Source organism: Luteimonas salinilitoris (assembly GCF_041300785.1).
GTDB classification, from domain to species: Bacteria; Pseudomonadota; Gammaproteobacteria; order Xanthomonadales; family Xanthomonadaceae; genus Luteimonas; species Luteimonas salinilitoris.
This window is the reverse complement of sequence record NZ_JBFWIB010000010.1, coordinates 154,527-164,725: the sequence shown is the minus strand read 5'-3', so window position 1 is coordinate 164,725 and position 10,199 is coordinate 154,527. Positions and strand designations below refer to the sequence as shown.

Genomic DNA, 10,199 nt, shown 5'->3' with positions numbered 1-10,199 from the left:
TTTTGCCCTTCCCCCCCCCCCCCCCCCCCCCCCCCCCCCCCCCCCACAGGACACGAGCGTGTGCAGGATTTGGCCTTTGTCGCGCGGGTTCGCGTCTTGGGCGAACAGGACCGCCGGTGGGGCGACTACGCGACGACGTTGGAGCAGGTTGCCCTCCGCTTTCCTCGGTAGACCAGGCCAGCCCGATCAGGGATCCCTTGCGGTCAATCGAAGCATGGATCGCTGGCGGTCGCAGAGCTGGTGATGAGCCTGGGGCCAGGAACGGTTTGCGGTCTCAGGTGTGAAATGCGAAGTAGATCTTGTCGAAAATTGCATCTGTGCTTCGACGTAGAAGCAGGAGGCGCGGCTTAGGAGCTGCGCCTATCGAGACTAAGGAGCAGATCATGTCCTCATCGGTGCTCTATATGTCGATGTCCCTCGACGGGTACATCGCGGGTCCGAATGACGAACCGGGCAACCCGGGCGGTGACGGCGGCGCGGTCGAGCGGCTGCATGAGTGGGGCTACACCGCGGACGGGGATATCCGGCGTTCAGGGCCGGCCGGGGAGTTGGTCGACGAGATGGAGGCGACCGGTGCGGTGCTGGCGGGTCGGCGTACCGTGGAGCAGGTAGATCACTGGGGAGGTGATCATCACGGCGTGCCGATCGTGGTGGTCAGCCACCGGCCGCCGGGTCCCTCGGTGGCGAACTATTCGAAGGTGACGTATGTGACCGACGGGATCGAGAGCGCGATGGCGCAGGCCAAGGCTGCGGCCGGGGACCGGGACGTGATGGTGCAGGGTGCATACACGGCGCAGCGGGCGCTCGAGGCCGGGGTGCTGGACGAGTTGCAGATCCACCAAGTCCCGGTGCTGTTCGGCGGTGGCCGTCGGTTGTTCGACGTGTTGCCGTCGCGGATCGAGTTGAAGATCGTTCGGGTGATTGACACCCCGGAGGCCACCCATATCCGCTACTGCATCCGCCGCTGAGCCGGTCGGTAACGGTCATTTCCGGACGCCCGGCGACCGCCGCCGGGTTGCGCTGCTTCTGCGTCGGCACGTCGCGACACCTCACGTCCAGTTGTGGCGTCGGGCGGACGGGCCGAGGCGTTGGACGGCGACGTGGCGGTACACCGGCGCGACAGCCGGACCAGGACGCTACCCAGCCGCCGATCCCATCGGCAGCCGACGATGGACCGATCTGGAACATCGACCGGTGTCATGCCCGTGAGGAATCGAGGCTAGGCGAGCTATCCGCGCAGGCGAGCCAGTATCCGATCGAGGGCGCGGCGCACCACGTCGGGCACGCCGTTTCGCCGCAGATCTGTCATGAGCTGCTCGTTGATCCCGCCCGGAGTCATGTGCTTGTCGGTCAGCGCGGTGAGCGAGTCGGTCCGCTGTAACAAGGACTGGCCCAGCTGACCGAAGATGTGCGTGGTGTAGGCGGCCGCGGCGTCATAATCGACGCCGTGATCAGCCAGCCACTTTGCGATGGTGGTGAGGTATTCGAGATGCGCAGCAAATGTAGCCGTCGCCGCACTGAACGCATCCAAGGTCTCTTCTTCGCCCGGAACGAGGAGGCCACCCACACGGCCAAACATTTCACGAGCGACGGCGTTGTCCGGGTACATCACAGTAAGGCTTTGACCGCGCGCTGCCGATGGCAGGGGTATGACGCGGATGATGTGACCGGCTGGTGCGGCCCAGTTATGCAGCCGTTCCAACGGCACACCGGCCATCGCGCTCATCACCACGTGGTGCAGTCGAAACGACAGTTCCTCCAAGACGGCACGAGCTATCTGTGGACGCACCGCGAGCACGACCGACGTCGCGTTCTCGAGTACGTCCTGGTTGCTGTCGCACACCTGCACGTTCGGAAACCGGCTTGCCAGCTCGTGCCCGACACGGTGACTGCGTGGTGACAGGAAGACCCTAGGAGGGTCGGCAACATCCGCGCTGAGGCCTTCCACGATGGCGGCCGCGATCTCACCCGCTCCCACGAACCCGTATGCGGCAGGCGATGAACGCGGCTGCGACGACTGCTGCTCGCCTGGCGCCGAGGACAACGACAACTGCTGCATGGTTCGTCCTCCTGATCAGGCTTGTACCCACCCGGCTCGAAGTGGGCAGCGTCGGCCCGCCCAGCAACGAGCGACTGTGTGGACGCCGGCACCCTAACTACGTGGACGCGCGCCCCAGAACCGGGCCTCTGACCGGCACTATACGAGCGTGGGGTCCGTTTCTGGCGTATTCCGGGACTGCTTCCGCGTCGAGGCCCGGACCATCTCCAAAGCCGCCGCTGGGTCCAGGAAGCTGGACGACCACCACCTCCTGGTTACGCAGCAGCGGCAACACCTGGCGCCAATCGGAGCCAGGTAAACCCGGCCTCCACCAGACCCCGGGCGGGTCATTCAGCCAGCCCGGCCAGGTGTCAGACCAAGCCCATAGCCCCTGGTCCGGCGCGATTGTGGGAGTGGCGACGGCATGCCGCCGCCACTCCTACAAGCCACGAGCGTGTGCAGGATTTCGGCCTTTGCCGTGCGGGGTTGCCGAACAGGAGGCGATGATCGCGATGGCTGAACGGGCGACGCGGCCGGCGCTGGCGGTCTGGGCCGGGCTCGCGTAGACTCCGCGGCGTCCTGCAACACGGTTGCCCCCGCCTTCGGGCGGAGACGATCCTGGTAGACCCGCCGCGGCCATGCGCCCCGGCCCTTATCCCGCACGTCATTCGTCGCGCAGACACGGTCCGGAGCCTTCCGAGCCGTCACCCATTTACTCGCAGCGCGGTTCTGGATAGCTCCGAGTAAGCCGTCACGGCCGTCCGGCCGGACACGACGCAGTCGCGCGTGCCCGGGATTCCGGCGCCGCGACCTCCCGGAGCAATCACATCATGACGTTCGAAACCCTCGGGCTCTCGCCCGCGCTGCTGCGCGCGCTGTCCGAAAACAACTACACCGTGCCCACGCCGATCCAGGTCGAGGCGATTCCGCTGGCGCTGGCCGGCCACGACCTGCTGGGCGGCGCCCAGACCGGCACCGGCAAGACCGCCGCCTTCGGCCTGCCGCTGCTGCAGCGCCTGGCCAAGGAAACGCCGCCCAAGGGCCCGCGCAAGCCGCGCGCGCTGATCCTGGTGCCGACCCGCGAACTGGCGGTGCAGGTGGGCGACAGCCTCAAGGCCTACGGCCGCCACCTGCGCCTCAACGTCACCACCGTGTTCGGCGGCGCCGGCATGCATCCGCAGATCGACAGCCTGCGCCGCGGCGTGGACATCCTGGTCGCCTGCCCGGGCCGCCTGCTGGACCACATGGAGAGCGGCCACGCCAAGCTCGACGCCGTCGAGGTGCTGGTGCTGGACGAGGCCGACCGCATGCTCGACATGGGCTTCCTGCCGGCGATGAAGCGGATCCTGGCGCGGGTGCCGAAGGTGCGGCAGACGCTGCTGTTCTCGGCCACGTTCGAGCCGCGCATCAAGGCGCTGGCGCTGGAGTTCATGCGCGATCCGAAGCAGGTGCAGGTGGCGGCGAACAACGCCATCGCCGACACCATCGTGCACCGCGTGCATCCGGTCGATTCGGGCCGCAAGCACGACCTGCTGGTCGACATCCTGGCCGCGCGCCACACCGAGCGGGTGCTGGTGTTCGGCAAGACCAAGCACGGTTGCAACCGGCTCGCCGAGCAGCTGGAGAAGGCCGGCCTGCCGTCGGTGGCGATCCACGGCAACAAGAGCCAGGCGCAGCGGCAGAAGGCGCTCGCCGCGTTCAAGACCGGCAGGGCGCGGATCCTGGTGGCGACCGACGTCGCCGCGCGCGGGCTCGACATCCCCGACCTGCCGCTGGTGATCAACCACGACCTGCCGATGGTGGCCGAGGACTACATCCACCGCATCGGCCGCACCGGCCGCAACGGCGCCTCGGGCGAGGCGCTGTCGCTGGTGGCACCCGAGGAGGGCGGCCTGCTGCGCCAGATCCAGCGCATGCTCAAAGCCGACATCGTGATGGACACGGTGGAAGGCTTTGCGCCGAGCCGGCCGATCGATCTGAACGCGCCGATCCCGAAGAACGGCGGCAGTGGCCAGCGCTCGCAGGGCCGTCCCGCAGGCAAGCCGGCGCACCGCGCCCACGGCAAGCCGCAGGCGCGCGGCGCACAGCCGCATGCCGGGCCGAAGCAGCACCGCGGCGGCGGCAGGTCCGGCAGCGGTTCACGGCGCGATTCGCGCGCCTGAACCTGGTCGCAGGGATGCGCAATGAAGAAGGCCGGTAATGCCGGCCTTCTTCGCGTCTCCCGATTCCCGTAGAGCGGAGCTTGCTCCGCTGCTCTTTGGAGGATCGGCTCCGGTGCCTGGAGCAGCGGAGCAAGCTCCGCTCTACGGGCTGGGATGGCGGCGGTCCCGATCAGACCTGTTCGGCGATCCAGCGGTCGATCTTGGCTTCCAGCACGTCCAGCGGCACCGAGCCGTCCTTCAGCACCTCGGCGTGGAAGGCGCGGATGTCGAACGCGTCGCCGAGTTCGCGCTCCGCCTTCGCGCGCAGTTCCTTGATCTTCAGTTCGCCGATCTTGTAGGCCAGCGCCTGGCCCGGCCAGGCGATGTAGCGCTCGGCCTCGGCGACGGCGTCCGGCTCGCTGACCGAGGAATTCTCGAACATGTAGTCGAGCACCTGCTGCCGGGTCCAGCCCTTGCTGTGCAGGCCGGTGTCGACCACCAGCCGCACCGCGCGCCACAGCTCGCCCTGCAGGCGGCCGAAATAGCTGTAGGGATCGGCATAGACGCCCAGGTCCTTGCCCAGGCCCTCCGAGTACAGGCCCCAGCCCTCGATGAAGGCGGTCTCGCCGCCGAAGCGGCGGAACGCGGGCACGCCCTCCAGCTCCTGCTGCAACGCCAGCTGGAAGTGGTGGCCGGGGATCGCCTCGTGCAGGAACAGGTCCTCCGCGTCCCAGGTCTTTCGCGTGGGCAGGTCGAACGTGTTGACGTAGAAGATGCCGGGGCGGCTGCCGTCCTCGCTCGGCGACATATAGGAACCACCGGCGGCGGATTCGGCGCGGAAAGGTTCCACCGGGCGGATCTCGAAGCCGGCTTCCGGCGTCAGCGAGAACAGTTCCGGGATCCGCTGGTTGACCTTCTCCTCCAGTGCACGGTAGTGCGCGAGCAGCGCGTCCTCGGATTCGAACTCGAACCGCTTGTCGGTCTGCATGTAGGCGAAGAATTCCTGCAGCGATCCCTCGAAGCCGACTTCCGCCATCACCTTACGGATCTCGCCGTGGATGCGGGCGACCTCGTCCAGGCCGATCTGGTGGATCTGCGCCGGCGACATGTCGGTGGTGGTGCTCTGGCTGGCGGAGAAGGCGTACCAGGCCTCGCCCTCGGGCAGCGAATCGAGGCCGACCGTGTCGCGCGTGGCCGGCAGGTATTCGTCGGCGATGAAGGCGCGCTGCTTGCGCAGCGCCGGCATCAGCTGCTCACCGATCAGCGCCCGGTACGCACCGGTCAGCCGCTCGCGGTCGGCCTCGGAAAAGTCCTCCGGCATGTTGGTGATCGGGCCCCAGAACTGGCTCTCCTCCGGCTCGTCGGTGATCACCGTGTCCAGCTGCGGCAGCACCTTCTCCATCACCACGCGCGGCTGCACCACGCCGGCCTCGATGCCGGCGCGCATGTTGGCGATCTCGGTGTCGATCAGTACCGGGATGCGTCCGGCGCGCGCCAGCCAGTTGTCGTAGTCCTTGACCGTCTTGAACGGCTGCGCGACCGAGCCGGAGCCGAGCATGACCGCGTAGGTGACCAGGCTGCCCATCTGGTTGACCGGCAGCATCCAGTCCGGAAAGCGTTCGGCTTCCAGCGCATCGCGCCGCTCGCGGACGAAGATCTGGTAGCTCAGCAGGTCCTGGCCTTCCAGTCCGTCGTCGCCGATGGCCTCGATCCGGCGCAGCCAGCGGTCGTTGAACTCGTGCATCTGCCGGCGGTACTCGGCCGAACCGAAGTCCGGCAGCTGGTCGTCGTAGCGATGGTCGCCCTGGAACGTGGCCTGGATCGGGTTGAGCTGCAGGTTCTCTTCCCAGAAACCATCGTAGAGCGTGGCCAGTTGCGCGGCCTTGTCGCTGGCCGTCGCCTGCGCCGTCGCGGTTCCGTTGCGTTCCGCGGTATCGGTGGTGGTCGAGGGTCCGCAGGCCGACAGCGCGGCGGCCAGTGCGAGGGAAATGGAGAGCGCGAGCGGGCGGGTGGCCATTCGGGAGGTTCCGGGTGGGGGAAAGGCGGCAGCGTCGGGCCGCCGGCGTGTGCCGGCAAGGGTCAAAGGTCATTGGGTGAGGAGCGAGGAACGAGAAACTAGAAACTAGAAACGAGGAACGAGGAACGAGGAACGAGTAAGGGGCAGGGCGGTGGACTCACTCGTTCCTCGTTCCTCTCCACTCGTTCCTACGCTCTTGCCGCGTGCGCGCGCAATTCGGCGGCGCGGGCTTCGCCCAGGTAGCCGCGGATCGCGCGCCGCATCAGGTACAGCAGCGGGATCAGCGCGATCGCCGCGGCCATCTTGTAGCCGTAGTTGACCGAGCTCACCGCGAGGAACAGCGAGGTCGGCCACTGCTGCGGACCGAGCACGAAGGCGATCCAGATCACCACGAAGCTGTCGATCAGCTGCGACACCGCGGTCGAGCCGGTCGCGCGCAGCCAGACCATGCGCTCGCCGGTGGCGCGGCGGATGCGGTGGAAGACGGCGACGTCGACCAGCTGGCCGATCAGGAATGCCACCACGGATCCGGCGATCGTCCACATGCCCTGGCCGAAGACCGCCGCGAACGCGGCCTGGTAGTCCGGCACGCCCTGGCGCTGCGCCACGGTCACCCACCAGTCGGCCGGCGCCAGCGCGATGGCGGCGAAGGCGAAGCAGAAGCCGTACGCGATCAGCGCCACCGCGATCCACGAGATCAGGCGCACGCCGCGCCGGCCGAAGTACTCGTTGATCACGTCGGTGAAGATGAAGACGATCGGCCACAGCAGGGTGCCGGCGGTGAAGCTCAACCCGCCGCTCTGTCCAAACAGGTTCCATTGCAGCGGGTCGATGCCGAGGGTGCCCTCCAGCGAGAAGATCTTGACCCCGATGAACTCGGCCAATACCGCGTTGACGCAGAAGAACGCCGCCAGCGCGATGAACAATCGCGTCGCACGGTCGTCGAGCAGGCGCGCACTCACGTCGGCGGACGCCCGGCTGGCGGAGTGAAGGGGATGGTGTCCGGCGCGGAGGCTCCGCCCGAGATGATGAAGGCCATCGCCTGGTCGACGGTCCAGTCGGTCGGCGTGAGTTTTTCCACCGGCACGATCTCGAGATAGCCGGAGGTCGGGTTGGGCGTGGTGGGCACGTACACGGCGGCGAGCTCGCGATCGCTGCCGTGTTCGCGCATGACCCGGGTGACGAAGCCGACCGCTTTCATCTCGGTGTGCGGGAAGTCGATCAGCACCACGCGCTGGGTAGTGCCCGGCTTGGTCTGCAGGATATCGAGCAGCTTGCGCGCGCTGGAGTAGATGACGCTGGCCAGGGGAATGCGCGCGACCAACCGTTCGAACCAGCCCAGCAGGCGCTGCCCGATCACGCGCCGGGCCATCCAGCCGGAGACGAGGACCAGCGCCAGCGTGGCGAGCAGCGCGATCGCATTCTGCACCCAGAGCGCATCGAACCAGCCCAGCGAATCCGGGAACCAGGCGGCGATCCGCCGCGACAGCGGGCCGACCCACGGCTTGCTGGCATCGCCCAGCAGCACGAACACGAACTTGACCACCACCCAGGTCAGCCAGATCGGCAACAGCGTCAGCAGGCCGGTGAGGAACAACCGCTGCAGGCGGCGCGCGCGGGAAGGGGAGGAGGGCATGGGCGCATCTTACCGGAGCGGTCGTGGCGGTCCGGGGCTGGTGATCGCGGATTCGTGATTCGTGATTCGTCAAAAGCTTAAACGGTCTTTGCTCGTCATCCCGGCGTAAGCCGGGATCCAGTTGCCTTTGTTGTTGGCTTGCAATGCCGGGCTTCTGCGGAATGGATCCCGGCTTGCGCCGGGATGACGGCCGGTTAGCCTTTCCCGATTCCCGATTCCCGATTCCCGATTCCCGATTCCCGAATCACAACGCCTCTCAGGGCTCACGCACCAGCCGGAACCCGACGTCGTCGTAGCCGCGTCCGGCGTCGCCGTCGCGCGCCGCGGCGTCGCGTCGCCAACTGGTCCCGCGCACCGCCCGGCGACTGCAGTCGCCGGTGCAGTCGAGCAGCCATTCCGCCACCGGCGTCGCGCCGCTCTCGTGCGCCCGTTCGCGCGCCTCGGATGCAGTGGGCAGGCGGTAGCGGTGACCGGTTTTCCGGCTCAGCCATTGCGCGTAGGCCTCGGTGTCGGCCCAGGACACGCAGACCACCGCATCGCTGCCGCTCTGCCCGTAGCCGGGCGACGTCCAGTCGCGTGGCGAGAACACGCGCAGTACCGAGGCGCGTTCGCGGCAGAGCGCGGGCTCGCGGCCGGTCGTCTCGGCGAAGCGGCGGTACTCGTCGCGGCTGATCGCGCGCCGCGCCATCGCGTAGGCGCCGCCGCCCTTGCGCATCACCGTCATGCCAGAGGTTTCGCCGGGAACCGCCTGTCCGACCTCGGGAATCGCCGCTGCGCGTTTGCGCAGCGCCGCGATACTGGCCTCGTCGAGCGCAGCCGCCCGGGCGATGTCGACCAGGCGCAGGGCCTGCTCGCGGTCGAAGCGCGCGGCTTCGGCATCGATGCGCGCCGCGATCGCGGCGGCGGCGTCGCGGCGCAGCTTCGCGAGGCCGGGAATCTCGCTGTCCGGCATCCGCTGCGACAGCCGCGCCATCCGCTGCAGCGGCTCGACGGCGCCCGCGGCGTCGCCGGCGCGGATCCTGCGGTCCGCTTCCGCGGCCAGCGCGGCGGCCAGCTGCGTTGCCGCCTGCGGCAGTTGCAGGTGGCCGGGGTCGGCCGCCGCCGCCGCGACCAGGCTGTCGTAGGCGTTGTCGTGCTTCGGCCGGTACAGCCGGCGGGCGGCGGTCTGGCGCTCGGCCGCGGCGATGAGCTTGCTGGCTTCGGATTCCGGCGCTGCCCGCAGCAGCGCATCGTCCGGGTTGGCGAGCACGCCCACGCGCGTCGCGTCGGACGCGGACGGTCCGATGCCGGCGGTCTCCGTGCTCGCCGGTTGTGCGCGGAAGAATCCCTCAGCGGCGATGGGCTCGGTCTGCCGCAGCGCCACCCCGGCCACCGCGGCCAGGCCCAGCGCGCACAGCACCCAGGCCGCCTTCGGCACACGCCGTAGCCTTGCCGGGAGCGCCTGCAGGGCATCCTGCAGCGCCGCCGTGCGGCCGGGCCCGCGCAGGGAGACGCGATCCAGCGCACGCAGCATCTCGTCGGCGTCGTGGAAGCGCCTGAGCGGTCCCTTGGCCATGGCGCGGTCGATGAAGCGCTGCCAGTGACGCAGATGCCGCGGCAGCCGCGGAACCGGGTCCTGCGCGTGCATCACCGCCATCGACAGCGCGTCGCCCGCCTTGTACGGCAGTTCTCCGGTCAGCAGTTCCCAGGCCAGCACGCCGACGCTGTAGAGGTCGGCGCGGGGGTCGACCTCGTCGCCACGGGCCTGCTCGGGCGCCATGTAGGCGGTGCTGCCGAGCGCGAGCCCGGCGCTGGTGACGCGGCTGCCGTAGCCGCGGCGCAGGGCGATGCCGAAGTCGGCCAGCAGCGGGCGCTCGGCTTCGTCGAACAGCACGTTCTCGGCCTTGACGTCGCGATGGATCACGCCGCGGGCGTGCGCATAGCCCAGCGCCGAGAGCAGCGCGCGCAGGATCGCGCGGACCCGGGCCTCATCGCCGCCGAAGTCGCGCTGGCCCAGGTGACCTTGCGGCATGTGCGGCATCACGTAGTAGGGCAGGTCGTCGACGGTGCGGCCGATCTGGTAGATGCCGACGATGTGCGGATGCTCGAGGCGGCCGATGGTGCGCGCCTCGTTCTCGAACCGGCGCCGGCTGACCTCGTCGGCCAGGGCCTCGGGGCGCATGACCTTGATCGCGACCTCGCGCCCCAGCGATTCCTGCCTGGCCAGGTAGACGGTCGACATGCCACCGTGGGCGATCACGCGCAGCAGTCGGTAGCCGACGATTTCCGGCAACGGCGTGGCGTCGCGCTGGCCTGGTACGTCTTGCATTCCACCCCCTGTTCGCCCGCCAGCATAGCGATCCGGTGACGACGTATTGTGAATCCCGA

At 68.7% G+C, this 10,199-nt stretch carries 7 protein-coding genes; 2 read left to right on the top strand and 5 right to left on the bottom strand.

Annotation, left to right across the window (positions count from 1 at the left end; genetic code table 11):
- Positions 1–383: 383 nt before the first annotated feature.
- On the top strand, positions 384–968 hold the full coding sequence (locus AB5T46_RS15135) for a dihydrofolate reductase family protein (RefSeq protein ID WP_370564856.1): 585 nt from the start codon (positions 384–386) through the stop codon (positions 966–968).
- Between the two features lie 260 nt (positions 969–1,228).
- Here the strand turns inward: AB5T46_RS15135 and AB5T46_RS15130 are convergent, their stop codons facing one another.
- On the bottom strand, positions 1,229–2,059 hold the full coding sequence (locus tag AB5T46_RS15130) for an NAD(P)-binding domain-containing protein (RefSeq protein ID WP_370564855.1): 831 nt from the start codon (positions 2,057–2,059) through the stop codon (positions 1,229–1,231).
- Positions 2,060–2,868: 809 nt separating this feature from the next.
- Between AB5T46_RS15130 and AB5T46_RS15125 the strand changes: the two genes are divergently transcribed.
- On the top strand, positions 2,869–4,200 hold the full coding sequence (locus AB5T46_RS15125) for a DEAD/DEAH box helicase (RefSeq protein ID WP_370564854.1): 1,332 nt from the start codon (positions 2,869–2,871) through the stop codon (positions 4,198–4,200).
- Positions 4,201–4,369: 169 nt separating this feature from the next.
- Here AB5T46_RS15125 and AB5T46_RS15120 read toward each other — a convergent pair whose 3' ends face one another.
- From AB5T46_RS15120 to AB5T46_RS15105, 4 genes are all read right to left on the bottom strand, one after another.
- On the bottom strand, positions 4,370–6,196 hold the full coding sequence (locus AB5T46_RS15120) for a DUF885 domain-containing protein (protein WP_370564853.1): 1,827 nt from the start codon (positions 6,194–6,196) through the stop codon (positions 4,370–4,372).
- Between the two features lie 188 nt (positions 6,197–6,384).
- Positions 6,385–7,158 carry a queuosine precursor transporter gene (locus AB5T46_RS15115; RefSeq protein ID WP_370564852.1) on the bottom strand — a complete coding sequence of 258 codons (774 nt, stop codon included), beginning with the start codon at positions 7,156–7,158 and terminating at the stop codon, positions 6,385–6,387.
- Positions 7,155–7,832 (bottom strand): DUF502 domain-containing protein, encoded by a 678-nt coding sequence (locus AB5T46_RS15110; RefSeq protein ID WP_370564851.1) that lies wholly within the window; start codon positions 7,830–7,832, stop codon positions 7,155–7,157. Before AB5T46_RS15110 ends, AB5T46_RS15115 begins: the two co-directional genes overlap by 4 nt.
- A gap of 256 nt (positions 7,833–8,088) precedes the next feature.
- Positions 8,089–10,140 carry a bifunctional serine/threonine-protein kinase/formylglycine-generating enzyme family protein gene (locus tag AB5T46_RS15105; protein WP_370564850.1) on the bottom strand — a complete coding sequence of 684 codons (2,052 nt, stop codon included), beginning with the start codon at positions 10,138–10,140 and terminating at the stop codon, positions 8,089–8,091.
- Positions 10,141–10,199 lie beyond the last annotated feature (59 nt).

Excerpts from the sequence above, each read along its gene's own strand:
- AB5T46_RS15135 (WP_370564856.1), top strand. The coding sequence starts at position 384 with ATGTCCTCATCGGTGCTCTATATGTCGATGTCCCTCGACGGGTACATC.
- AB5T46_RS15130 (WP_370564855.1), bottom strand. The coding sequence starts at position 2,059 with ATGCAGCAGTTGTCGTTGTCCTCGGCGCCAGGCGAGCAGCAGTCGTCG.
- AB5T46_RS15125 (WP_370564854.1), top strand. The coding sequence starts at position 2,869 with ATGACGTTCGAAACCCTCGGGCTCTCGCCCGCGCTGCTGCGCGCGCTG.
- AB5T46_RS15120 (WP_370564853.1), bottom strand. The coding sequence starts at position 6,196 with ATGGCCACCCGCCCGCTCGCGCTCTCCATTTCCCTCGCACTGGCCGCC.
- AB5T46_RS15110 (WP_370564851.1), bottom strand. The coding sequence starts at position 7,832 with ATGCCCTCCTCCCCTTCCCGCGCGCGCCGCCTGCAGCGGTTGTTCCTC.
- AB5T46_RS15105 (WP_370564850.1), bottom strand. The coding sequence starts at position 10,140 with ATGCAAGACGTACCAGGCCAGCGCGACGCCACGCCGTTGCCGGAAATC.